The sequence below is a fragment of the Roseburia rectibacter genome (assembly GCF_014287515.2).
Lineage (GTDB): Bacteria > Bacillota > Clostridia > Lachnospirales > Lachnospiraceae > Roseburia > Roseburia rectibacter.
This window is the reverse complement of record NZ_CP092473.1, coordinates 1,403,846-1,429,722: the sequence shown is the minus strand read 5'-3', so window position 1 is coordinate 1,429,722 and position 25,877 is coordinate 1,403,846. Positions and strand designations below refer to the sequence as shown.

Here is a 25,877-nt window from a genome sequence, read left to right as displayed (position 1 = left end):
GAAGAACTGAAGATAAAACTATGGGATTATGTAAACTGGTATAATCATCACCGTATACATTCCTCCCTAGGGTATCAAACGCCTGTACAATATCGGGAAAATAACCTAAAAAAATTTGTCTGAAAAAGTGTTGACAATCCAAATATCCACATCTTTGTATTTACATAACGTGCTTATTATTTCTCTCACATCATTTCTCACTCTTCCATACAAAATTTTCTTTCTGTATTTCGGAATAAATACAATGTGATATTGGCATTTCCATTTTGTGTGTGATAAACTTTTATTGTCCATATGGACCACCTCCTGTGATTAAGTTTGGCTTGCGACACCATTCTTAATATATCACAGGAGGTTTTTTATTGATATCCTCACCGCTTCCAGCTATTCCATTCTCCCCAGCATAGCTGGGGGATTAGACTTTTCATTTACCTCCATTTACAGCTTGTGCTGTCTTCGCAACAGGAACATATACTGCTTTGTACCAATCGCTATAAGTCGCATCCGTAGTGGTATCTCCGGTTCTTGATTTAACAAGGCCATCTTCTCTTAGATCTGCTGTAAGAGATAATATTTCGGTTCCCGGTTCAATCGTATCCTCTTTGGTTTCCGATTCAATAGAAGGACGAGATTCTGCCCATTGAAATATCCTCATGCAACCATAAATAATAGACAGCATTTTATATCACAATACCATTACAATGATCAATCTCATGCTGAATTATCTGTGCCGTCCAGCCGGAATATTTCCCATGCTGCTTTTTAAAGCTCTGATCAAGGTAATCCACCTCAATCTCCTGATATCTGGTGCAAGGACGAGCACCTTCCAGAGACAGGCATCCTTCCTCTGTCTGAAATGCTTCGGATTTCTTTGTGATTACCGGATTAATCATTGCAAATTGAAATGGTCCTGCTGCCACAACAATAATATTCTTCTTAACACCTATCATGTTTGCAGCCATGCCTACGCAATGGTCAAGATTGGCTCTAAGTGTATCAATCAGATCTGTTACCACCTGCTTATCTGCCTCTGTTGCATCCACCGACTTCTGTGCAAGAAACAATGGGTCTTTTACTATTTTCTTTACCATTAGTTCCATCCTTTCCAGATATCCGGCTGATAACCTAATGTCGACTGCTTTCCATTCCTTACTGCCGGAGTTTTAATTACCTGCGGATTCTCAAGCACTTTTTCCAGCTTATCTTCGTCCGTAGTATATTTAATAAGTGCAAGCAAATCCTTGTCTTTGCCATCCCAGTTGATCATATTCTCCAGACCACCATTTACCTGTGCAACAGAGTTAAATTCACCTTTGCTCATTCCTTTTTCTTTCATGTCAATGAACTGATACTTGATGCCACGCTCCTTAAAAAAACGCTCAGCCTTCTTAGTATCATTACATTTCTTAGTGCCAAATATCTGTATATTCATAATCAGTATTCCTTTACTATCTCTTCATCTATTCCATACATAGCCTTAAAACTTTCAAGGTCTGCCGGACTTTTTATCAGCATAACCTCTTCAATCTTACCTGTTTGTATATCCTTAAAACCTGCAACCTGCTCGCCATTACAAATGCTGGCTTTGATTACAGGCTTCTTATTTTCCTTGTCATAAGACTGAACCACACTTTTCTTCTTAAATAGTCTCATCCTACTCACCTTCTCTCGCCTGTGCCATCAGCACAAGCTTCTCAAATGACTGTGCAAATCGTTCATCATCTTCACTTGTCCGCTTCTTCTGTTTCTTAATATGATTCTTGGAAGAACCTCGTCTGGCTTTCTTATTAAGGTGTCTTTCCATAAGCATCCGGTCAATATTCTCATCTGTGTACCATTTGCCAGACTGATGAATTGCATAGGCACCTTTACCAAGAGCCATTGCTGCAACACCATAGTCCTGAGAAACAACAATATCTCCTCTGTGACAAATGCTTATCAGCTTATAGTCAACAGCATCTGCCCCTGCACCAACTACAATCACTTCACTGTAATCGTAATACAGCACGTGATTGGTATCGCACAGCAATGTGGCTGGAATATTATGTTTTTCAGCTATATCTTCTACTATGTCCACTACCGGACATGCATCTGCATCTACAAATATCTGCATATTACCTCAAATCCTATGGTTTGACTTATTGTTTTCGTCACGATAGACAAAAACAACCTGATTACCTTCTAAATACTGCTGGTATTGTTTTGCACACTTGGTGATGATGGCAATAGCCTGTTTCTTAGTCATAAGCATTAAGTTCCTTATATCTAAATGGTATTTTGGCAAATTTAAAAGGAAGGTTCGTCTGCCGTAGCAGATGACACCTTCCTTTAATGACTGATTTTTCTGTTGTCCGCCAACTGATCGGCACCCGAAGTCCGATAAGCAAACTGGTTTTTCCGTTGCCAGCCAACTGTCCGGCACCCGAAGTCCGGAAAGAATTTCGGATTTTATGTGTCAGTCCACATGATAGGCATATAGCCCATCTACTAACTATAGTATACACAGACGAAGCAAATTATGCAACGAGTTTATAAAGATTTAATCAGAAATTTTCTGAAAGAAGGTGAGAACATTGAATATAAAAAAAGTGGATGACAAGCCTATGGTCATTCTCACAAAGGAGAAAGCCAAGATTCATTCTCATGAGCCAAAAGGAACGAGGATAAAGGGCAGTAACATCTATACAGTAGAACGTGGTCCTAAGATTGCTGGAGCAAAAGCAGCAGAAACAACGGGTAAGAAATCATACAGGAAGAGTACAGTCCATCAGGCAATCATTATTTTTCAGATAATCACGCATCATTTTTCCCATTGCTGCTTTTTACGGGCTGTCTTTTCTTCTTGCCATAAAAATAACCTCCAAACTGAGTAATTTTATCTTACATCAGTTTGAAGGTTTACACAAACTTTTGGACGCTCCCGCCGGACGTTTCTTTATCTACGGGCTTATTTTACAGCCCCTTTTTTCTATTATTTTATTTCAGTTTATCGTATACTTCATCAGATACCGGTTCGCACCATTCGTTTTTGCAGTTTTCTCCAGGAACTTCCACTGCAATATGGGAAAACCAGCTATCTTTTTTCGCTCCATGCCAGTGCTTTACCTCTGCAGGAATAGTGATCACCGTACCCGGTGTCAGGCTGACCGGCTCTTTTCCCTCTTCCTGGTACCATCCCTCACCTGCTGTACAGATCAAAAGCTGTCCGCCACCTTTTGCCGCATGATGAATATGCCAGTTATTGCGGCAACCCGGCTCAAACGTAACATTTGCCATAAATACTGCACAGTTCTTTGGATCTGTCAGTGGATTCAGATAAGAATTACCGATAAAATACTGTGCAAATCCTGTATTCTCCGCTCCTGTTCCAAATACGTTCTGTTTTTCAAATTCTTCTTTACTTGTAGTCTTCATAATAAAATTACTCCTTTCCGTCGACGAATTTTATCACTTGCTTCCCCACCGGAAGTACTTATAAATTCTACAACCTGAAGTGGACTACAAGTCAAGAATTTTTTACTAATTTACAAATTTTACAGCCGTACCATATGCAATAACTTCCGCGGCTCCCTGCATAACTGCAGAAGATGCATAGCGGATATTTACAACCGCATCCGCACCAAGACTTTCTGCTTCTTCCACCATACGTTTAGTGGCAAGGGCTCTTGCCTCATTCATCATTTCATTGTATGCCTTTAATTCCCCACCAACTAATGTTTTGAAACTCTGTGTAATATCTTTTCCAATATTCTTGCTCTGGATCGTGCTTCCCTTTACCAGACCGAGCATTTCTAAATTTTTGCCGCTGATATAATCAGTATTTACTAAGATCATCTTCTTCTCCACTCCTTATCTCATTCACACGTTCTACAGTTACCGCAAATGCTACTCCTGCCAATGCCAGCGGAATGATTATCATAAGTATTTTTACTATGACTGCAATATCCGGGATCAGCACAAATGCGGCAGCAATTGCAACGTAATACACGATCAGAATAATCGCAATAATAATCGGAGCTATCATTTTACTGCAATGTTCTTTCTTCATAACTCCAGCCTCCTTTGTGTATTATCTGAATAATACAATAATACATTTAACAGCAGATGTCAACCACAAATCAACGCAAAATATCCCCAGTCCCAGATGATATCCTCAAAGCTGTTTTCCAGATATTCATAAATATCCTCTTCCTCATATCCCATCACGCGGGAAATCACAACGATATACTCACGTAGATTCTCATAAGCAAGAGCTTCCTGTGAAATAGATTTACCATTCGAAAACTTATTTTCCATGCCAAGCAGCCAGTACAAAAAAACTGCATGCCGGATCGTGGCATATTCCATGGCGATCCACTGCACCTGCACGACCATCTCTTCTATATTGCCATCCGGTTTTAAACTGTCCGCATATAATTCCATCAAAAGAAATCGGCGCATCAGAGGCTGGTATTTCAAAAAAAGTACTTCAAACTCCTGCCATTCTTTTACAACCTCCTCCTTGATTCCCTGTTCCGACAACTGTTCTGCAAGCTGTGCCACTGGCTCTAAGTATTTTTCATACAGCCCTTCCCTGCGGTAATTTTCTGCAAGATCAAGGAATAATTCGTTGCGCTCCTCAATGGAATACTGCGGGTTCTGCTCAATGTCATCGATAGTCTTTGAAAGTTCTTCGAGAAATCCATCCGGATACGATTTTACCGCATCATTTACCGGCTCCTTTTCCACCCGTTCGTATAGATCAAGCAGTACATAAAAAATCTTCATCAGATCATGTTCCGGCGTATGTGCATCATCTTCCATCAGCTTCATCAGAAATGCACGTAAGTTCACAAGCGGAGCAAGTTCCCGGTAGGCAGATGCATCCATTTCCCCGGAAAAAGAAATATGATCTCTTTTCCATAACAGATCAACGACCGCCGGACAGGACGGCATCAGGGAATATTCCGTAACATCTTCATTAAATGTATGAAGCTCCCTTGGAAAAATCTGACAAGTCTGTGAAAGTATCTCATCCCCATAGGCAAGGACTAATCTGCACAATTTTTTTTCATTTAAAAACGGACAGTTTTTCTCTTCATTTAACCCTATAACTCTGCTTCCATCCTTTTTTATCACATACTCACTCAGTTGCAGCTTTTTTTCCTTTGTGTTCAGATCCTGTCTTTTCTGCACGCAGCTTTCTCTGTTTCCGCCATTGCTGCAATCAGCCACATTCTGCCTGATCAGGCTTTCCTCATACATCCCGTCCGGTATACATGTATGTTTCCACTTTTTAAAAGTAACATCATCCACCCCGATCTTCCACTCCCTGCAGCATGTAAAGCTGCACTGATCTGCAATACAGGTAAACTCCTTATAATAATCTGGCTGCATTTTCCACATCTCCCTTCTTAAAATATAAAATGCCATTTTCAGAAAGTGTTTTATTGTTATGAATCACCTTCTGAAAACGGCATCTGAATTATTATAAAATCTTTGTCGTCCACTTCGAGCAGTCCCACACTGCATTTACCACATCCTGATAGAAATCAGGTTCATGACAGATCAAAAGTACTGCCCCGCGGTATTCGTTTAAAGCACGTTTTAATTCATCTTTTGCATCCACATCCAGATGGTTTGTCGGCTCGTCTAAAAGCAGGATATTAGTCATGCGGTTCATCAATTTGCACAAACGTACCTTTGCCTGCTCACCACCGCTTAGCACACGCACCTGACTTTCGATATGCTTTGTCGTCAACCCGCATTTTGCCAGTGCTGCACGCACTTCATACTGTGAAAATGCCGGAAATTCCTCCCAGATCTCTTCGATACAGGTATTTTTATTTTCACCCTTGATCTCCTGCTCAAAATAGCCGATCTCTAGATTTTCACCCAGTGTAACTTCCCCGGAAAGTGCCGGAACAAGTCCTAAAATACTGCGCAGCAACGTAGTCTTTCCGATACCGTTTGCACCGACCAATGCGATTTTCTGACCACGTTCCATAGAGATATTAAGCGGCTTTGATAACGGCTCATCGTAACCGATAACAAGATCTTTTGTCTCAAAAATATATTTTCCCGGTGTCCGTCCGAGTTTAAAATCAAACTCAGGCTTCGGACGCTCTGCGGCAAGCTCAATCACGTCCATCTTATCCAGTTTTTTCTGGCGTGACATTGCCATATTTCTCGTAGCCACACGTGCTTTGTTGCGCGCCACAAAATCTTTTAATTCACTGATCTCCTGCTGCTGTTTGCGGTATGCAGCCTCAAGCTGTGATTTTTTAACTGCATAGACTTCCTGAAATTTATCGTAGTTTCCTACATAACGGTCAAGTCTCTGATTTTCCATATGATAAATAATATTTACTACATCATTCAAAAACGGAATATCATGTGAGATCAGGATAAATGCGTTTTCATATTCCTGCAGATAGCGCGTCAGCCACGCAATATGCTCTGCATCCAGATAGTTTGTCGGCTCATCTAAAAGAAGGATATCCGGTTTCTCTAAAAGCAGTTTCGCAAGCAGGACCTTCATACGCTGTCCACCACTTAAATCCGAGACATCATGGTCAAGACCTAATTCCAATAATCCAAGTGCCCTCGCAACTTCTTCCACTTTGCTGTCAATGACATAAAAATCATGCATCGTCAGCATATCCTGGATCACACCAAGTTCCTCCATCATCGCATCCATCTGATCCGGATTGGCACTGCCTAACTGATCGCAGATCTCATTCATACGTTCTTCCTGTTCAAACAGCCATGCAAATGCTGACTTTAAAACACTCTCGATCGTCATTCCCTTCTGCAGCGTGGAATTCTGATCCAGATAACCGGTGCGCACATTTTTTGCCCACTCAACCTTTCCCTCATCCGGCATCAGCTTTCCGGTAACAATATTCATAAATGTGGACTTTCCCTCGCCATTGGCTCCGACCAATCCGATATGTTCCCCCGCAAGCAGACGGAACGAAACATCCTCAAAAATGGCACGGTCTCCAAAGCCATGGGTCAGATGTTCAACATTTAATATACTCATATTTTTCTCCATTTCTATTGTTATAATAATGATGTCAAGGTTCAGAAAACGTCTTTACCACTTACTGTATGTTTACATTCAGCATCTCTTCTGTCTTATGGTATACATGACGGTATGCCGGGAACAAAAATGCATCTGCAAAAATCCATGCGACAGGGCTTGCAAAACATGCTGCCGGGAATCCGAACATCGGCACTAATGCAAATCCGACAAGTGTTCTTGCCACCATCTCGCATACACCTGCAAGGATCGCAAATTTACTGTATCCCATTCCCTGTATCAGGAAACGGACGATATTAACAAATGCGAGTGGAATATAAAATGCGCTGTTGATAAATAAAAACAGGTATACATTCTCAATGACTTCCACCTCAGCACGTTCCACGAAGAACAGCGCAAGATTCCTTCCGGTCAGTGCGAGCACGCCAAATGCAATGACTGCATACCCGATTCCAAGCATGGAACACGCCTTTAATCCCTTTGAGATACGGTCCATTTTCTTTGCACCGACATTCTGTCCGCCATAAGTCGCCATCGTTGATCCCATTGCATCAAACGGACAGCAGAAAAACATACCGATCTTGCTTCCTGCAGTCATGGATGCAACCGCATTAGATCCGAGGGTATTTACCGCACTCTGTAAAATAACACTTCCGATTGCCGTAATCGAATACTGCAGTCCCATCGGCACGCCCATACCACAGAGTGTTTTCATATAAGAACTGTTCCATCTGCGTTCATCCGCATCCGGATGCAGTATCTCAAACTTCTTCCAGCTATAGATCAGGCATCCGATTCCTGATACTGCCTGTGAGATCACTGTTGCAAGCGATGCACCTGCCACACCCAGATGAAGATTTATAATAAAAACAAGGTCCAGTACAATATTCATCACAGATGAGATCACCAAAAACACAACCGGCGTCTTACTGTCTCCCATGGAACGGATGATCGCTGAAATAAGGTTGTACAGATACGTTGCCGGTATTCCCGCAAAAATGATCACAATGTACAGGTATGCCCCATCGATAATGTTGTCCGGTGTACGCATCAACTCTAAGATAGGACGGCAGAATACTACCGTAACTATCGTCATAACAACTGCAAAAACTGCAGATAAATAAACAGCATTGACCATAAATGCACGTAATCCTTTGTAATCACCGGCACCAAATTTATGTGCCAGGGGAATCGCAAAACCATTGCAGACACCCATGCAGAATCCGATGATCAAAAAGTTTAATGATCCGGTAGAACCTACTGCTGCAAGCGCATCCACACCAAGAAATCTTCCGACGATCAGTGTATCTACCAGATTATAAAACTGCTGAAACAGATATCCAAACAAAAGTGGAATGGAGAAACCTAAAATCAGCTTCATCGGAGAACCATTCGTCATATCTTTTGTCATATTTCATCCTCTTTTCCCTTATATTTCCCCACAATGTTTTTCAAAAATCTCAAAGAAACTGTCTGTCTGTATACCATCTGTGGTATCTAATGTGAGCGCATCCCACATATCTTTATTGATACTGGAATCTAAACCTGCCACAAACTGGTTATAAACATCATCAAATGCCTCTTTTTCTCTTTTTTCCACGATATTTGACTTGTTTGCTTCTGTCAGTTCTTCGTTGTATTTATTCAGACATTTGATAAAGTAAAAACCTTTGTCTGTTGCAATCTTAGACGAAGTCTGGCCGTTATCGAGATTAAATGCAACCTCTTCCACCTCTTTTGGAAGCTCATCCCGCGCAACCGTGGTCTGTATGGAAGACAGTTCATTATAATTATTTGCCACAGATGCAAAATCATCCCCACGCTCTAACTTTGCAGCTACATCATTTGCCTTTGTACTGTCCGCAACAAAGATCTGCATGATCTCGATCACACGCGCCTCGTCATCACTTACTTCCTCATTCACACTATTCGTCAGTGAATTGTAGAGTTTTTGGGCTAATGCGTAATGCTGGTAATATTCGCTGATATCACTCTCTGTCACATCAAGGTAAGTGCCTTCCTCCTGGGATAATGATGCATAATACTCTGCTGCAGCCTCTGATATTGCAGAAAGCTCATCCTCTGAAAGTGCAACTTCCCTTGACTGTGCAAGCAGATCCATACTGACCACCTGCGTAAGTTCTTCCATTGTGATCGCTTTTATATACTTTACGAGGGAATCATCCCCAAAATCATGTTTCCAGAGATCCACCCCATACGCTGTTCCGTAGATATTCTGGTAGTTGGTCATATACACCCTTGCTTCTTTTAAACTGCAGACAGTTCCTTCGATCCTGAATACCTGACGGTCATTTAATATATTTGAAACCACAATATTTTTATTGCCAATGCGGCATCCGCTCAATAACAGTGACACACCGCACAGTACAGCCGCAACCCTTGTAAATTTTCTCTTCATCCTGTTTACCCGATTTTATGAAATCCTTACTGTTCCATTAATTTTAAGATACTTCTTGCAACGGAAATTCCGTTTGCGGATGCCTGCTGCAATCCTCTTGTCACAGATGCACCGTCGCCGATCGCACGCAGTCCTTTCACGCTTGTCTCAAAATCAGAGTTGACCACTACCTTATTGGAATAAAATTTCACTTCCACACCGTAAAGCAGTGTCTCATCACTTGCAATACCCGGGGTTACCTTATCAAGAGCCATTAACATTTCCTCAATATCGACCATGATACGATGTGGGAATACTAAAGAAAGATCGCCCGGTACCGCATCTTTTAAAGTCGGGATCAGGTTATTCCTGCAGAGACGTTCCTCTGTTGTTCTTCTTCCTCTCTTGAAATCGCCAAACGTCTGCACTAAGATTTTTCCATCACAGAGCATATTAGAAAGCTGTGCGATCTGTTTTCCATATTCAATCGGTGTCTTAAACGGTTTGGTAAAGTTTTTGGAAACGAGAATCGCAAAGTTGGTATTGTTTGTCTTTAAATCCTTGGACTTATATGCATGACCATTTACCACAGCAAGCCCGTTATCGTAATACTCTGTTGCAACCTCGCCGGATGGATTGGTACAGAATGTACGTACTTTATCATCAAATGTCGGGGTATGGTAAACCAGTTTTGCCTCATAGAGGTTCTGGTTTAAAAACTCCATGACCTCATCACGAACCTCAACACGCACACCAATATCTACCGTACCTACCTTTGTTTCAATACCATGCTGTTCGCAGATATGTGAAAACCAGTCTGCTCCTTCACGTCCAACCGCGGAAATAACCTCTGAAGCTGCATATTCTTCATCTTTTTCAGTAATGATTCCTTTGACCTCATTATCCTCAATGATAATATCCTTGACCATGGTATTAAATTCCATCTCAACACCCTGCTCTAACAGATGCTCCTGCAGTCTGGAATAAATCTTATAGCCCTCTTCTGTTCCAAGATGGCGGATCGGACATTCGATGAGTTTTAAGTTTGCGTTGATCGCTTTTCTGCGGATCTCACGGATCTCTTTTTCTTTGTCCACGCCGTAAACTTTTGTATCTGCACCGAATTTTAAATAAATATCATCGGATTCTTTTAATAATTCTACCGTTTTATCATAACCTAAAATTTCCGGCAGATTTCCGCCTACATCCGGAGAAAGTGACAGTTTACCGTCAGAAAATGCACCGGCACCGGCAAATCCGGTCGTGATGGAACAAGGCTTACAGCCAACGCAGACTTTCGTCTTACGCTTCGGACATTCTCTTCTTTCGATCGGTCTGCCTTTCTCGATCATTAAAATTTTAAGATCCTTTTTTGCATGGATCAGTTCATATGCGCAAAAGATACCGGATGGTCCGGCTCCTATAATAATTACATCGTATTGTTTCATTATTTTTCCTCTCTTACTTTCTTTCTGTCGTTGTTCTTCTGTACTCTTGCATTTAACACCACTGTTCACGTATACTGCGTGGTCAACAGTGCTTTTCCCCTTACGCTTCCACGATCAGGTATCTGCCATCCGGAATTGAAAACACTTCCTCAGCCTCTGCTAAATCTTCATTGCTCATTCCTGCAATGTCAGCACCCTCATCTTCAAAATAAGCACGGACTTCTTTGATATTTTTACAGACAACTGCCATGCAGTCCTCTAAAAACTCTTCTGCTTCTTCCGGCGTTTCTGCAACTTTTTCTTTCAAAAGCTGTAACTGATTTTCCAAAAAATACTGTACTACCACTTCATCGTACATAATGATCCTCCATTTTCATGTGTAAAATTTTTCACTGCCGGCTTACCATGTATATGGGTCAATTCCAAGCCGGTCAAGTTCTCTGTAGATTGCTGCGACCGGAAGTCCTACCACATTATTATAGTCGCCGTCGATTTTGTCAATATAAATTGCAAATTTTCCCTGGATTCCGTATGCTCCAGCCTTATCCGACGGCTCTCCTGTCGCAATATAACGCAAAATTTCACTTTTCTTTAACTCTCTGACAAAAACGTCAGTCTTTTCGTAAAAAATATGTTCCCCTGCCCTGCCTGACTGATCAATAAATACAAAAGCAACGCCGGTATATACCGAATGACTCTTTCCTGACAATAAAGAAAGCATACGGTATGCATCTTCGTCATCTTTTGGTTTTCCTAAAATTTCACTGCCCGCGGCAACAATGGTATCTGCACCGATGACTAAAGTATCCTGCGGCGTCATTAAATTCTGGTGCTCATTACCATACGTTTTCAACATGGATGCAACTTCTCTTGCCTTTCCGGCTGCAAGTTCCATAACAACATCTTTCGGTTCTTTCTTTGTAATGATCTCTTCTCCCTTTGCCGGACAGATCTCGAAGTTAAGGCCGATCTGTTCTAAAAGTTCACGGCGTCTCGGTGACGCGGACGCTAAAATGATCTGTGACATGTTTTTTCTTCCTCGTCTTTCTATAAGTATCTTTTCTGCTTCCCTGACTTTATGCAGAATTTAATTTTCACACCGGGATCACTTTTCCAAGCCGGAAAGAATACAAAAGTCTTTCCTTTACTTTAAGTGGATTCCCCTGATCATCCGTTTCATTTTCATACACGCGGTTTAATGCTTCTCCATACAGTTTTAGCTGTGCCGCATAGCGTTCTGACAGTTCTTTTTCTGTATCTACACGGTCTGTTTTATAATCCAATAGGACAATACCATCTTTTTCGATCCAGAATACATCAATGATTCCCTGGATCAATGTCAGTTCTTCTGATACTTTTTCCAGAACTGTTGTATGTTCTGCAAAACCAAAAGCCTCTAACTGATCATCTGAAAATCCCATGACAAATGGTTTCTCACGATACAGTTTTCCACTTTTTTCCGCTTCACCCATCCGCTTTCCAACACCTGAATTTACAAAGTATTCCACCTGTGGAATACGGATAAGTCCTTTCATTTCCGGTGTGATCTGCTCATTCTCCAACATACCTGCAACCTGTTCTTTCGCAGACATGCCGGATGAAAACTGATAACACTCCATAATGCGGTGCATTGCCGTACCGCGCAGTGCTCCAAGATTGACCTCCTCGCTTTCCTGCTCTATTTTTCTTGCAAATGCAGGCACATATGGCACAACCTTTTCCGATTTAAAAACAGGGACGGACTCTTCTTCTTTTTCAAATGCCTCCCGCATGGCGCGATGCTTTAACTCTGACACGGAATATTTATTTTTCCTGAGTACATCATTTTCATATGCATAATGTCTGTGAAAACGCTCCGAAAACTGCTGCACCTTTTTTTCATCAGCCTGCGCAGCCTTTTCCATACAGGCAGACCGGTTCCAGTCATCTTTGATCTGCATTTTCAATTCTTCCTGCACCAGTTCTGCCGCCGCGATCAGGCGTATCTGATATTTATCCTTATAAGATGCAACTGCGGGTAAGATCCAGTCTAAATAACCTGCCGCACTCTCACGCCCCAGATAGGATAAAAGCTCCTCCGGAAACGCTTTTGCATAAGCGATTGTCTCTTCTGCTTTTTTGAGGCTTCCGGTTATGATCAGTTTTTCTTTCGCCCTTGTAAGTGCCACATAAAGAACACGCAGCTCCTCACCTAAGTTTTCCATATCAATCTGCTTTGCGATCGCACGCTTTGCGATCGTCACGGATTTTACACGTTTTTTTCCATCCATATAGTCTAAACCGATACCAAGTTCCGGGTGTAAGACCAGACGGCTTCTCGTATCCTGCCGGTTAAAATTTTTTCCCATTCCGGCAACAAATACGACCGGAAATTCGAGTCCTTTGCTTTTATGGATACTCATAATGCGCACCACGTTTTCATTTTCTCCGATCAGATCCGCCTCACCGAAATCCACATCATATTTCTGCAGTTCATCAATATAGCGCACAAAATGAAACAGCCCCTTGTAACTGGTATTTTCATAGGCGATTGCCTTTTCCACAAGCATCAGAAGATTGGCACGGCGCCTGTCTCCGGCAGGCATGGCAGTGGCATAATCCCCATACCCTGTCTCTTTTAGCAGCAATTCAATTAATTCATGAATCGGTGTATCCGGCACAAGCCGGCGCAGTTTTTCGTAAGTAGTATAAAACCGGTACAGCTTTTCCTCCGAAGCATCCCGGTTCTGCCCCGGCTGCTCCTCTTCTTCCTGTTTTAAACGCTCACATTCTTCCAAAACACATTCATAAAACCGTACTTCATTGTCTTTCAAACGCAGTTTTGCAAGTTCTTCATCCGAAAGTCCCCCGATCGGTGAACGAAGCACTGCCGTAAGTGGAATATCCTGTCTCGGATTATCTAAAATACGCAGCATGGAAAGTACTGTCTGCACCTCCACAGTGCTGAAATATCCTGTTGAGGAAACCGTATGCGCCGGAATACCCGCATCATTTAACACAGCCGCAAAACGGTCTGCATACCCGCTTAAGCTGCGCAGCAGAATGACCATATCCGAATACTGCACCGGGCGCAGTTCTCCGGTCGCTTTATCGGTCACAAGCTGCGTTTCCATAAGCTCTTTGATCCGCTTTGCGATCATCCTTGCTTCTAACAGCTTCTTATCATCTGCTGCCGAATCCTCTAACAGTTCATCATCCCCGTCTACCAGTAAGATCTCTGGCGTAAACATATCCGGTTCTTCTTTATAAGAAGCTCCCGGATAAAGAGCTGCATCCGCATCATATTCCACATTTCCAAGATCACGCTTCATGATACGGTAAAAAATATCATTGGAAAATTCAAGTACCTCGTTTCTGCTCCGGAAATTTTTATGCAGGTCAATGCGCTGCATCTTTGCATCCGAAAGACTGTAAGTATCATATTTTCCCATAAAAAGTTCCGGTCTTGCCAGACGGAAACGATAGATACTCTGCTTGACATCCCCGACCATAAAAAGGTTGTACTCGCCACGTTCTTCCCTAGAAATTGCCCGCAGGATCGTCTCCTGCACCTCATTGCTGTCCTGATACTCGTCGATCATGATCTCTTTGAAATTATCCCGGAACTCCTCCGCGGTCTTTTTGACCTTTCCGGTCTCTTCATCCACAAATATGTTTAGCGCAAAATGCTCTAAATCATGGAAATCCACCAGATTTTTACGTCGTTTTTCCGCTGTAAATGCCTCATCAAATTCCAATGTCAGACGGACTAATTCAGCCGCCATCGGTGCTGTTTTTTTCATCTGCTCCGCCATGATCTCCGGTGATGTAAAGAAATACTGGCGGTTTATTTTTTTGACCGCATCTTTTCCCATATCACGAAGTTTTTTGACAAGTTCTAATTTTTCTTCATTCCCTTCAAATCCACGGGAAGATGCTAACCTGTCATAAGATAAATTGCGGTAGTTCTGATAAAATGCTGCAAAACTCTCACTCTCTGCAATCTCCTGATATTTTTTCAGGTCACTCTCTAATGCTTTCGCATACATATCAGGTCCGTCATCATCCTGGGTCAGTTCATAACCACGCTTTGCAAGTGCGACAAGATCATTTGTTACCAGTTTTAAATTCTGAAGAAAAGACTGCATAAAGGATGCACTTTCCAAAGATGCCGCATCCTCTGTATCATACCCTTCTGCCGCCGCAAGGAGCCATTTTTTCGGCCACGGATAGCTTCTCGAAAACTCATAAAGCTGTAAGATCATGCCGGAGAGTGCCGCATCATTTCTGCCGGACGCATATCCATCCACAAATGCTAAAAATTCCGGTGTGCTCACCTCATAATTTTTCAACAGAACCTTTGCGAGTACATCCTCTTTTAACAGCTTTAACTCACCTTCATCCCCGATCCTGAAATTCGGTTCAAGATCGATCTCATGAAAATGATTGCGGATCACATACAGACAAAAGCTGTCAATCGTGGTGATCTGGGCATTGTGCAAAAGAGAAAGCTGACGCTGCAGATGCTCATCATCCGGCTGATCTTTTAAGGCATTTTCCAGTGCATTTCCGATTCGCTCGCGCATCTCCGCAGCTGCCGCATTGGTAAATGTCACGATCAAAAGGCGGTCAATATCTACCGGACGCTCTTTGTCTGTAATGATCTTTATGATCCTTTCCACAAGCACTGCTGTCTTGCCTGAGCCTGCTGCCGCGGAAACTAATATATTTCTGTCTCTCAGTTCAATGACCTTTTTCTGGTCATCCGTCCATGTCATTCCCATGTTAATCTTCTACCTCTTCCCGGATATGTGCAAGGATCTCCTCACTGCTGTCAAACTTTTCAAACTGCTGATAGGAAAATCCCGGCATCCGCACATCAAATCCACAGATCGTGTGGTATGGACAATAATCACATCCGCTTCTGTCACCTAACAGATATGGCTTTACTGACACATTTCCTGCAAAGATTTCTTTTCCTACATGCTCGATCTTCTTGCGCACATAGTCAGACATCAGTCCAAATTCATAGGCGCTCGCCGTCTTAGAAGCTGCCTTTAAGGAACCATCTGCCTTTAATGCCACCGGGATCACTGACGATGTGCCTGTAAAATCCGTATCCATCGCGCCGTAAATTTCCGGGTCTTCATTGACCAGACCGCCTACTTTCAACTGTTCTAAGATACTCCGCCTGATCTCCTCTTCAGACTCCCCTCCATCTGAATCCACCATTGGGTCTGTAATGTGATAGTAAAAAATTCCAGCCGGTTCTGTGTCTTTCCCCTTATATATTTTCTTAGTGAGCTCTAATGCCACGTTCATATAGACGACGAGCTGTAGCTGCAGTCCATAATAAAAATTCAACAGTGAAAAACTTGTATTGCCGGATTTATAATCAATGATCTTTACATAAACTTTGTCATCCGTCTCATAAGTATCAATACGGTCGATCCTGCCGCGCAGACGCATTTTCTCATCCTCACCTAATTGAAACTGCACCGCATCTAACCGTTCGGCGCGTGAAAATGATACTTCAAACCCGCTCGGCACAAATTTCCCTTTCCGTACCTGTAACATCAATGCCCATATCGTCCGTTTTGCCGTTGTCTCCATCCGTTTTAACAGATAGCTGTTTCTTGCATCCTCAAACACATCCCCGATCCCGCTTCCTGCGATCGCATCTTCCATACTCTGGGAAAGCAGGGCATCCTGTGCTTCTTGTGGAATATCAAACCACGTATATTCGGACATCTCGATCCCTTTTGCAAAACGCTCTAACACATCATGATAAATATTTCCCATGTCCACGCTTGCAAACTGCTGCAGTTCACGTTCTCTTAATCTAAGACCATAGCTTAGATAATGTGCAAATGCACAGGCTGCAAACTGCTCAAGTCTTGTCACGCTGTTATCTAACGTATTTCCATACAGAGCCTTCGTGACAGCCTTGCTGATCGCATCATCCTGATGCACACCAAACGCTGCATCAAAAAGCTGCAATGCCTTCTCTCTGTCTCCCTCATCCGATAAATACCATGCCAGAAGTGCCGTCCATGCTTCTTCATCTTCCACCGGCTTGTTTAATCCTTCCATCAGAAACGGCAGGGCACTCTCTGCAGTCAGAACGCCCTCTAACGTCTCCTCCTCGGATGGTTCTTCCACCACAAGCTGAGGGAATAATTTTAAGAGTGTTCCGATCAGATAAGAACGGCGCAGTGCTTTTCCATCCGAATTAACACGGCAGAATGTCACATAAAGCCGTTCGGACGGTTTTGTCATGTTTAAGTACAGGTAAAACTTCTGGATAAATACTTTTTCCCTTGCCCCCGGTGCCAGTTCCAGATGATATTCTGCCATCTTCTCACGCTCAAACTGTGAGATAATACCACCCTGATTTCCTGCTTTCGGAACAACTCCGTCATTGACACCGACAAAAAATAAAATCTTTATATGATTTAATCTTGTCCGCTCAATGTCTCCGACCGTTACAGTATCATTTCCCGGCGGGATAATACCAACCTTTGCCGCCTCAAATCCGGCATCTAAGATATCACTGTATTCCCGGATCGTCATCGTCTCATCGCCCAGCAGGGATGTCACTTTATCAAGCAGATCCATCACAATTTTATAGATCTGGTCGTATTCTTTTGCCCTCGCCTGATTCCCATTTTTCTCAAAAAACTCTCCGCGTTCTTTTAGAAGCTGCTCCATGTCAAGATGCCGGATCAGGCTGTATAATGCAAATGTCTGTGTACTGACGGTGTTTTCCTTTCCCCGAAAAGCCATAAGAAGCGGTTTAAAGTTCTCATAAACCGCCTCGCGGATCTCATTTAACCGCTCCATATCTTCTAATGTTCCATCCGGCATCACAAATGTCCATGGCTTGCTCCAGCGGGATGCCCCACGGATTCCGCGCGCAAGCACATAGTTTTCCAGACGGTCGATCTCCTGTTCCGTAAGTCTGTGAATTGTCTGCTCTTTACATTGTGCAGACTTTTCACCGGTTTCTCCATCCAATTCCAGTTCCATGGTTGACAGTTTCCCCTGTGGTATTATTTTTTCAGCAAGACCGCATCTTAAAAACCGGAAAACGCTTTCATACGAAAAATCATATTCGATCATCTCTAAAATTGCACGGATGCACTCAATAAACGGATGAAACAGGATATTTTTTGTCTGATCGATAAAGTATGGAATATGGTACTGTTCAAAGATTTCCGGCACATAATTGCCATATTGCTGCACATCTCCTGTGACCACCGCAATATCACGGTAACGGTACCCCTGCTCCCTTGTCAGGCGCACGATCTCGCAGGCGGCAAATTTTAATTCTTCCCTTGGATTCTTCAGGGATGTGATACGGATATCCGGTGTCTCTTCCAACTGGCTGTCTGTTAATTTTTCATGGTTTTTATTGCTTTTCATTGCTTTTTCCGACACTTTATATCTGTAACTTCCTGCTCCCGGACGGAATAGATTCTGCTCCATGAAATAAAGATCCGGTGCACCGGCATAACGTCTCTTTTCTCCAGTTGGAAGCACGATCGGCTCCTCGACCGGAACTTTACATAATTCTGCCACTTTAAGCAGGGATGCCACCGTTTTTTTACTCATGGCAAAAAGTTCATGCACACCTCTGCACTGATAAAAATCTTCCCTGACATCCATTGTGACAGAGACACTGACCTTCTTTGCCAGTACGAGCAGTTTTTCCATCAGACGGTTCTGGATCGGCGTAAAACCCGTAAACTCGTCTAATACGATCACACTGCCGCAAAGCAGCTTAGACTCTTCTGCCACATCATAGAGAAGCTCTAACACTTCCTCTGCTGTGATATATCTGCCTTTCAAATACTCCGTAAATCCCTGATACATGGTAAGGACATCCTGCATTTTTAAGCGCAGTCCCTCTCCAAGCGGCTCTTTTTCCAGAAATTCTGCTAACGCATCCGGGCGTATATTATACTGCATCAGTTCTGAGATCAGGGATTTTACCTCACCGACATATCCCATCTTATTCATATTTGCACCAAGCACGTTAAGTTCTGCTTTTTTCTGTTCTGCTACCTTGCGCAGGACGAGATTTTTGCCAGTCTCTTCCAGCACGACCACATTTTGTTTTCCAAGGTCGTCAAATACGCGGTATGCCAGTCTCGCAAAGCTGAGCACATCCACGTTCATGATCGCGTGCTGTTTTTGTCTTTCAACCAGTTCCCGCTGTGTCTGCATTGTAAACTGCTCCGGCACTATGATCAAAAACTGCTGCTCTTTATTCTCTTTTGCCTGTTTCAGCACGGAATCATACAGAAAATCTGACTTTCCGCTGCCAGAATTGCCAAATATAAATTGTAGGGACATACATTTTACTCCTGAAAATTCATTCTGTAAAATATTGTATCATACATTAATTCTTTTGAAAAATGTTATCTTTCACCAGCAGATCATGGCTCATGCATCATTGCCTTTCATCATAAACTCTGCCAACGTATTAAATTGCGTATCATCCATGACTTTATCTGCTTCAATGATCTCTTTTAACAGATCCGATGTGGAAATATACTGATTCAGGTATGCTTCCATACGGTGTACCGTAATCTCCGCTGTATATAAATATATTTTCTTTTTTGTTGTCTGTTTAATACTTTTTCTCTTTTGCGATTTCATATATTTCTCAACATTCCCAGTTTTTAAGTTATGTTTATTGTACCATATCGTCAAAACAGTGAAAAGATTCTTATTAAAAATACAAAAATGGTGTCACATTTCAAACTCAGATGTGACACCATTTTATGAAATATTTCTTATTTTACAGAAAAGCAGTACTTTGTCTGTGAATGATATGTTTCTCCTACCTTCAGAACCGGTGTTTTAAAATTTGGTTCATTTACTGCATTTGGGAAATACTGTGTTTCTAAACAGAATGCATGACGTGAATCATAGGATGCACCGCCTTTTCCTGTCTGTTTCCCAATGAAATTTCCAGCATACAACTGGATACCGACACAGTCCGTATAGACATCCATGCAGATACCGGATTCCTCTGATCTTGCGCGGGCTGCAAGCTGCATTGTCCCATCAGCCTTATCTAAGACAAAATTATGGTCATAGCCGCCGACAAACTTAAGCTGTTCAAAGTCTGCGCTGATATCCTGACCGATCTTTTTCATCTTACGGAAATCCATCGGTGTTCCGGCAACCTTTTCCACATCACCGGTCGGGATTGCCTCTCCATCTTTTACCGGAGTATAATAGGAAGCTAAAATTTCAAGTTCCTGATCTTCCATGCTGCCGGAATCATGACCATTCAGATTAAAATAAGCGTGATTTGTAAAGTTTGCAACCGTATTCTGATCCGCAACTGCCTCATATGTGATTGCAAGTGCATTGTCCTCCGTTACTGCATAAGTAACTTTCGCAGTCATATTTCCCGGAAAATCCTGTTCTAAGTCCTTACTCAGATAGGAAAACGTGATCTCATTTTCCTTCTGCTGTTCCACACTCCAGATGACAGCGTTAAAACCGTTTTTTCCACTGTGCAGGTTATTTCCGTTGTCATTTTTTTCAAGCGGATACTCTTTGCCATCTAAAACAACTTTTGCTCCGCCGATACGATTTGCATTACGACCGATCACTGCTCCAAAATAACACGTATGTTCCTGATACTCCTCTGGTGTATCATACCCTAACACTACATCCCGTTTTGCACCGTTTTGATCCGGCACAAGCACAGATATGATCGTTGCCCCAAGATCTGTCACAGAAACTTCCATACCATTTTCATTTTTCAACAGATATTTCGTAACAACTTTTCCTTCTTTTGTCTTTCCAAACTCGACACTGTTCATGCTATTTTAATCCTCATTTCCTGACAGCTTTATTTCTGTCATTTTTAATTCTGACCGTAGTATGCATTTGCGCCATGTTTGCGGTAAAAATGCTTTTCTTTGATACAATCCGGTGCCGGAAGTACTTTCGGATTCAAAAGTTCTGTATTCTTTGCCATCTTCGCAACTTCCTCTAACACAACTGCATTGTGTACTGCCTCTGCCGCATCTTTTCCCCAGGTAAACGGTCCATGATTCTTGCAGAGTACCGCCGGCGTATACATCGGTTTGATGCCTCTTGTCTCAAAGGTCTCGATAATGACTAACCCAGTGTTTTTCTCGTAAGCTTCCTCGATCTCCTCCGGTGTAAGATTTCTTGCGCACGGAATCGGGCCAAAAAAGTAATCTGCGTGCGTGGTTCCATAGAGAGGAATGTCTCTTCCTGCCTGCGCCCATGCCACAGCCTCCGGAGAATGTGTGTGCACGATTCCACCGATCTCCTCATATTTTTTATAAAGTTCAATATGCGTTGCCGTATCGGATGACGGTTTGTATCTTCCCTCGATCTTATTGCCATTTAAATCCATGACAACCATATCATCCGGAGATAATGCATCATAATCCACACCACTTGGCTTGATCACGAAATATCCGCTTTCCCTGTCGATTCCGCTGACATTTCCCCATGTATAGGTGATCAGTCCGCGGCGCGGCAGTTCCATATTCGCCTCATAGACCTGTTTTTTTAATTCCTCTAACATGCTTTCTGTTCCTCCATAATACGTTTTGCAATGCCCTCTGCATCCAGTTCATATTTATGAAGCAGTTCTTTCGCAGGACCTGACTCTCCGAATACATCATTTACACCGATCCTCGTTATCTTAGTAGGACATTTTTCACCGAGCAGCTCTGCAACTGCACTGCCAAGTCCTCCAATGATAGAGTGTTCTTCCACCGTATACACACGTCCTGTCTGTTTTGCTGCTTTTAAGACCAGTTCTTCATCTAATGGTTTGATCGTATGGATATTGATGACCTGTGCATCAATACCATTCTCTGCCAGAGTTTCTGCTGCTTTTAATGTTTCTGATACGCAAAGCCCTGTCGCAAAGATCGTAATGTCTTTTCCTTTGCGGAGTTCCACACCTTTACCGATCTCAAACTTATATTCCGGATTGTCATTGATGACCGGAACTGCCAGACGTCCAAAACGCATATAAACAGGACCTACATATTCATAAGCCGCACGTACAGCAGCCTTTGCTTCCACGTCATCACTTGGATTGATAATGACCATGCCGGGAATCTCACGCATCAGACCGATATCCTCGTTACACTGATGTGTCGCTCCATCCTCACCTACTGAGATACCTGCATGTGTTGCACCGATCTTTACATTCAGATGCGGATAACCAATGGAGTTGCGCACCTGCTCATAGGCACGTCCTGCCGCAAACATGGCAAATGTGCTGACAAACGGCACTTTTCCACATGTAGAAAGTCCTGCTGCAATACCTGTCATATTTGCTTCTGCGATACCACAGTCAATGTGACGCTCTGGAAATGCTTTTTTAAAAATACCTGTCTTGGTAGCTGCAGCGAGATCAGCATCAAGTACAACCAGATTTTCTTTTTCTTTTCCAAGTTCAGCTAATGCGTTACCATAACTTTCTCTGGTCGCAATCATCTTTACTTCTGACATAATGCTTCACCCGCCTTTCCTAATTCTTCCATTGCAATCGCATATTCCTCATCGTTAGGTGCCTTTCCATGCCAGCCTACCTGACCTTCCATGTAAGAAACACCCTTACCTTTTAAGGTGTGTGCAATGATCGCTGTCGGCATGCCTTTGGTTTCCTTTGCCTCTTTAAATGCTTCTGCAAGCTGTGCAAAATCATTTCCGTCTGCAACATGGATCACATGAAAATTGAAAGCCTCAAACTTTTTGTCAATTGGGTCCGGTGAACATACCTCATCAAGTGTTCCGTCAATCTGCATGTTATTATTATCAACGATCACTACCAGATTATCGAGTTTGCGGTGTCCGGCAAACATAGCTGCTTCCCATACCTGTCCTTCCTCAATCTCTCCGTCACCTAAAAGTGTGTAAACACGGTAATCTTTGTTGTCCATTTTCCCTGCAAGCGCCATTCCGACCGCGCAGGAGATTCCCTGCCCTAAAGAACCGGAAGACATATCCACACCCGGGATATGTTTCATATCCGGATGTCCCTGTAAATAGGAGCCTGTATGGCGCAGCGTCTCTAAATCTTTCACCGGAAAATATCCGCGGTTTGCCAGAGTGGAATAAAGTCCCGGTGCCGTATGTCCCTTCGATAAGACAAAACGGTCACGATCCTCTTTCTTCGGATCTTTCGGATCAATATTCATCTCTTCAAAATATAAATATGTAAAAATCTCTGTCGCTGAAAGCGATCCCCCCGGATGCCCGGATTTCGCAGCATGTGTCGCAGTTACAATGCCCTTGCGCACCTCGACTGCTGTCTGCTTTAATTCATCGATAGTCATTGATACCCTCCTGTAATTTTTTCATATACTCTGCGAAACTCATCTTGAATTATTTATACGTTGGAAGTATGGACAGATTTAATGAAGGCACGCTCTCGCTGCCTGTCGCTCGCAGCGGATACTAAGCGAGTAAAATACACCCGCTAAGTACCGGCGGCTCCCCAGCACCTTCTTATAAATCTGTCCATACTTCCAACTGCCTTGAGTCATCAATGAGTTTCGCGGTGATTTGTATTAGTCACCGAATACAGCAAAGCCGTCTATATATATTTCAAAATTTTTTACTCTCCGAAGACGTCAGAGCGGTTTCTATAGTCTTTTTGTAAAACCTTAGTCACCAAAAACCGCTCTATAGTCCTTCTGGAATTTTTCGATTCCGGCATCAGTCAACGGATGTTTTGTCATCTGGACGATTACGTTGTATGGTACAGTTGCGATATGTGCACCTGCCAATGCGCAGTCAGTTACGTGGATCGGGTTACGGATGGATGCTGCGATGATCTCTGTCTCAAGTCCATAGTTATCGAAGATCTGAACGATATCCTGGATCAGGTCGATGCCTGCCGTGCTGATATCATCTAATCTTCCAAGGAACGGAGAAACATAGGTTGCACCTGCTCTTGCTGCAAGGAGTGCCTGGTTTGCTGTAAAGATCAGTGTTACATTGGTTTTAATTCCCTCTGCTGAAAGAACTTTTACAGCTTTTAATCCTTCTACTGTCATCGGAATTTTTACAACCATGTTCGGATGGATTGCTGCGATCTCACGTCCCTCTTTGATCATACCTTCCGCATCAACTGTTGTAGCTTTTACTTCGCCGCTGATCGGTCCGTCTACGATTGATGTGATCTCTTTGATTACTTCATTGAAATCTCTTCCCTCTTTTGCGATCAAAGACGGGTTGGTGGTAACACCACAGATCACTCCCATATCATTTGCTTTACGGATATCCTCTACGTTTGCTGTGTCAATAAAAAATTTCATAATACACTTCTCCTTCTTTGTGTGCACGTGCACGTATTTTGTTTTCTATATGATAGTCTCTTTTATATAAAAATTCAACCGTATTTTAATGTTTTCATGATTTTGCACAACTTTTTTGCGTGCATGTGCACACTTTTCACAAAACAATTTTTTCATCATAAATATACACATGCATGTTATTGTTGTTTAACGGTAAAACAGTTCCCCAATCTGCAGATCACGTTTAAAATCACGGATCTTCGTATCTTTGTCAATATAAACAGCTTCAATTCCCATTGCATTTGCCCAGTCACCCATCTGCTCTGCAGTCAGATCGTAAGTAAATGCCGTATGATGTGCGCCGCCTGCAAGAATCCATGCCTCTGCACCGGTATAAAGATCCGGCTGTGGTGTCCAGAAATTAGTTGCTACAGGAAGTTTCGGCATTGGTTTTTCCACTTTTTTGCAGTCCACATCATTGATGATCAGACGGAAACGGTTGCCAAGATCGATCAGGGAAGTTGCAATACCTTTTCCTTCTTTGGATGTAAATACCAGTCTTGCAGGATCTTCTCTGTCACCCATGGAAAGCGGCTGACATTTGATACTGATCGGACCATCAGCGATTGACGGACAGATCTCTAACATATGTGCCTCTAAGATACCCTCTTTGCCTTTGACAAAGTTGTAAGTGTAATCCTCTAACATAGAAGTTCCCTTTGCATCTTTTTTGCCCTCGGTCATGATCTTCATCAGACGTACCATTGCAGCAACTTTCCAGTCCCCCTCCGCACCAAAACCATAACCTTTTTCCATCAGCCTCTGGATTGCAAGTCCCGGAAGCTGTTTTAAGGCACCAAGATCACCAAAGTGGGTTACGATCGCCTGATAATTCTTTTCGTCTAAGAAACGCTCAAAACCAAGTTCGATCTGTGCCTGAACGGCAACATGACGTCGAAATTCTTCCGGATCGCGTCCTTCTAACAAAATGTCATATTTATCGTAATATTCATCGACCAATACATTGGTATCGGATTCAGATACTGCTGCAACGGACTCTGCGATCTCATTGACCGGATATGCATCGACTTCCCAGCCAAATTTCAACTGTGCTTCCACTTTATCGCCTTCAGTTACCGCAACATTTCTCATATTGTCAGCAACACGCATCACACGGATATGGCTGCTCTCGATCACGCCGACTGCCGTGCGCATCCAGGAAGCGATTTTTTCCTGTACTGCCGGATCAGACCAGTGTCCGACAACTACTTTACGTTCAATTCTCATACGGGTTACGATATGACCGTACTCTCTGTCACCATGTGCAGACTGGTTTTCATTCATGAAATCCATATCGATGGTATCATACGGGATTTCTTCATTGAACTGGGTATGTAAATGTAATAACGGCTTTCTGTATTCCTGTAATCCTAAGATCCAGGATTTTGCCGGCGAAAATGTGTGCATCCACGTGATCACACCTGCACATTCCTCATCCATATTTGCCTCGTTAAAAGTCTTTCGGATCAGTTCATTTGTGATCAGTGTCGGTTTCCAGACAACCTCATAAGGAAGTACCCCGGATTCATTTAATTTTGCAACAATGATCTTTGCATGCTCTGCCACGTGTTCTAAGCACTCATCCCCATATAGATCCTGTGATCCGGTACAAAACCAGAATTTGTAATTTTTTGTTTTTAACATGTGTAAAT

The 25,877-nt window shown here is 42.7% G+C and carries 25 protein-coding genes and 2 pseudogenes; 2 read left to right on the top strand and 25 right to left on the bottom strand.

Annotation, left to right across the window (positions count from 1 at the left end; genetic code table 11):
* Positions 1-123: pseudogene (locus H8S51_RS06780) on the top strand (IS3 family transposase); the annotation flags it as partial.
* On the opposite strand, the gene tnpA reads toward H8S51_RS06780, so the two are convergent.
* The 6 genes and pseudogenes from tnpA to H8S51_RS06750 all read right to left on the bottom strand — a co-directional run bounded on the left by tnpA (position 106) and on the right by H8S51_RS06750 (position 2,113).
* Positions 106-294, bottom strand: coding sequence for an IS200/IS605 family transposase (gene tnpA, locus H8S51_RS06775; RefSeq protein WP_408639570.1), 189 nt, complete (start codon positions 292-294; stop codon positions 106-108). The pseudogene H8S51_RS06780 and the gene tnpA sit on opposite strands and share 18 nt — an antisense overlap.
* A 130-nt stretch (positions 295-424) precedes the next feature.
* Positions 425-634, bottom strand: a pseudogene (locus H8S51_RS18400) (major tail protein); the annotation flags it as partial.
* 46 nt (positions 635-680) lie between these two features.
* Complete coding sequence (locus H8S51_RS06765; protein ID WP_186898925.1) at positions 681-1,091, bottom strand: peptide deformylase; 411 nt, start codon at positions 1,089-1,091, stop codon at positions 681-683.
* The gene (locus tag H8S51_RS06760) at positions 1,091-1,432 is read right to left on the bottom strand and encodes an arsenate reductase family protein (RefSeq protein WP_117922196.1); all 342 of its coding nucleotides are present in this window, start codon (positions 1,430-1,432) and stop codon (positions 1,091-1,093) included. Before H8S51_RS06760 ends, H8S51_RS06765 begins: the two co-directional genes overlap by 1 nt.
* Positions 1,433-1,434: 2 nt before the next feature.
* Positions 1,435-1,653 carry an aspartate dehydrogenase gene (locus H8S51_RS06755; protein ID WP_186898926.1) on the bottom strand — a complete coding sequence of 73 codons (219 nt, stop codon included), beginning with the start codon at positions 1,651-1,653 and terminating at the stop codon, positions 1,435-1,437.
* A 1-nt stretch (position 1,654) separates the two neighbouring features.
* Complete coding sequence (locus H8S51_RS06750; protein WP_186898927.1) at positions 1,655-2,113, bottom strand: YaiI/YqxD family protein; 459 nt, start codon at positions 2,111-2,113, stop codon at positions 1,655-1,657.
* 460 nt (positions 2,114-2,573) lie between these two features.
* On the opposite strand from H8S51_RS06750, the gene H8S51_RS06745 reads away from it, so the two are divergent.
* Positions 2,574-2,873, top strand: a complete 300-nt coding sequence (locus tag H8S51_RS06745) for a hypothetical protein (protein ID WP_186899081.1) — start codon at positions 2,574-2,576, stop codon at positions 2,871-2,873.
* A 103-nt stretch (positions 2,874-2,976) separates the two neighbouring features.
* Here H8S51_RS06745 and H8S51_RS06740 read toward each other — a convergent pair whose 3' ends face one another.
* From H8S51_RS06740 to araA, 19 genes are all read right to left on the bottom strand, one after another.
* Positions 2,977-3,414 (bottom strand): cupin domain-containing protein, encoded by a 438-nt coding sequence (locus tag H8S51_RS06740; protein ID WP_186898928.1) that lies wholly within the window; start codon positions 3,412-3,414, stop codon positions 2,977-2,979.
* 105 nt (positions 3,415-3,519) lie between these two features.
* Positions 3,520-3,834 (bottom strand): YbjQ family protein, encoded by a 315-nt coding sequence (locus tag H8S51_RS06735; protein ID WP_117922200.1) that lies wholly within the window; start codon positions 3,832-3,834, stop codon positions 3,520-3,522.
* Positions 3,815-4,048 (bottom strand): hypothetical protein, encoded by a 234-nt coding sequence (locus H8S51_RS06730; protein WP_117922201.1) that lies wholly within the window; start codon positions 4,046-4,048, stop codon positions 3,815-3,817. Before H8S51_RS06730 ends, H8S51_RS06735 begins: the two co-directional genes overlap by 20 nt.
* Positions 4,049-4,107: 59 nt before the next feature.
* Positions 4,108-5,376 carry a flagellin lysine-N-methylase gene (gene fliB / locus H8S51_RS06725; protein ID WP_186898929.1) on the bottom strand — a complete coding sequence of 423 codons (1,269 nt, stop codon included), beginning with the start codon at positions 5,374-5,376 and terminating at the stop codon, positions 4,108-4,110.
* A gap of 91 nt (positions 5,377-5,467) precedes the next feature.
* Entirely contained in the window at positions 5,468-7,024 is a 1,557-nt protein-coding gene (locus H8S51_RS06720) for an ABC-F family ATP-binding cassette domain-containing protein (protein WP_186898930.1), read from the bottom strand.
* 61 nt (positions 7,025-7,085) lie between these two features.
* Entirely contained in the window at positions 7,086-8,435 is a 1,350-nt protein-coding gene (locus H8S51_RS06715) for an MATE family efflux transporter (protein ID WP_186898931.1), read from the bottom strand.
* 18 nt (positions 8,436-8,453) lie between these two features.
* Positions 8,454-9,443: a peptidylprolyl isomerase gene (locus tag H8S51_RS06710; RefSeq protein WP_117922205.1), complete on the bottom strand. Its 990-nt coding sequence runs from the start codon at positions 9,441-9,443 to the stop codon at positions 8,454-8,456.
* Between the two features lie 26 nt (positions 9,444-9,469).
* Complete coding sequence (locus H8S51_RS06705) at positions 9,470-10,870, bottom strand: NAD(P)/FAD-dependent oxidoreductase (RefSeq protein WP_117922206.1); 1,401 nt, start codon at positions 10,868-10,870, stop codon at positions 9,470-9,472.
* Positions 10,871-10,970: 100 nt separating this feature from the next.
* A complete protein-coding gene (locus H8S51_RS06700; RefSeq protein ID WP_118210459.1) occupies positions 10,971-11,228 on the bottom strand; it encodes a glyoxalase in 258 nt (85 codons plus the stop codon).
* A gap of 42 nt (positions 11,229-11,270) precedes the next feature.
* Positions 11,271-11,897 (bottom strand): Maf family protein, encoded by a 627-nt coding sequence (locus tag H8S51_RS06695; RefSeq protein ID WP_117922208.1) that lies wholly within the window; start codon positions 11,895-11,897, stop codon positions 11,271-11,273.
* Positions 11,898-11,964: 67 nt separating this feature from the next.
* Positions 11,965-15,633, bottom strand: coding sequence for a helicase-exonuclease AddAB subunit AddA (gene addA / locus H8S51_RS06690; RefSeq protein WP_186898932.1), 3,669 nt, complete (start codon positions 15,631-15,633; stop codon positions 11,965-11,967).
* 1 nt (position 15,634) lies between these two features.
* Positions 15,635-19,207 carry a PD-(D/E)XK nuclease family protein gene (locus H8S51_RS06685; RefSeq protein WP_186898933.1) on the bottom strand — a complete coding sequence of 1,191 codons (3,573 nt, stop codon included), beginning with the start codon at positions 19,205-19,207 and terminating at the stop codon, positions 15,635-15,637.
* A 90-nt stretch (positions 19,208-19,297) separates the two neighbouring features.
* Positions 19,298-19,513: a hypothetical protein gene (locus tag H8S51_RS06680; protein WP_186898934.1), complete on the bottom strand. Its 216-nt coding sequence runs from the start codon at positions 19,511-19,513 to the stop codon at positions 19,298-19,300.
* A gap of 137 nt (positions 19,514-19,650) precedes the next feature.
* Positions 19,651-20,694 (bottom strand): aldose epimerase family protein, encoded by a 1,044-nt coding sequence (locus tag H8S51_RS06675; protein ID WP_186898935.1) that lies wholly within the window; start codon positions 20,692-20,694, stop codon positions 19,651-19,653.
* Between the two features lie 44 nt (positions 20,695-20,738).
* The gene (locus H8S51_RS06670; RefSeq protein ID WP_117922218.1) at positions 20,739-21,434 is read right to left on the bottom strand and encodes an L-ribulose-5-phosphate 4-epimerase; all 696 of its coding nucleotides are present in this window, start codon (positions 21,432-21,434) and stop codon (positions 20,739-20,741) included.
* Positions 21,428-22,375 carry a transketolase family protein gene (locus H8S51_RS06665; RefSeq protein WP_117922219.1) on the bottom strand — a complete coding sequence of 316 codons (948 nt, stop codon included), beginning with the start codon at positions 22,373-22,375 and terminating at the stop codon, positions 21,428-21,430. Before H8S51_RS06665 ends, H8S51_RS06670 begins: the two co-directional genes overlap by 7 nt.
* Positions 22,363-23,202, bottom strand: coding sequence for a transketolase (locus tag H8S51_RS06660; protein ID WP_186898936.1), 840 nt, complete (start codon positions 23,200-23,202; stop codon positions 22,363-22,365). The genes H8S51_RS06665 and H8S51_RS06660 overlap by 13 nt, the downstream gene beginning before the upstream one ends.
* A gap of 330 nt (positions 23,203-23,532) precedes the next feature.
* Positions 23,533-24,186, bottom strand: a complete 654-nt coding sequence (fsa, locus tag H8S51_RS06655; RefSeq protein ID WP_006858099.1) for a fructose-6-phosphate aldolase — start codon at positions 24,184-24,186, stop codon at positions 23,533-23,535.
* 186 nt (positions 24,187-24,372) lie between these two features.
* The gene (araA, locus tag H8S51_RS06650) at positions 24,373-25,869 is read right to left on the bottom strand and encodes an L-arabinose isomerase (RefSeq protein WP_186898937.1); all 1,497 of its coding nucleotides are present in this window, start codon (positions 25,867-25,869) and stop codon (positions 24,373-24,375) included.
* Positions 25,870-25,877: the final 8 nt, after the last annotated feature.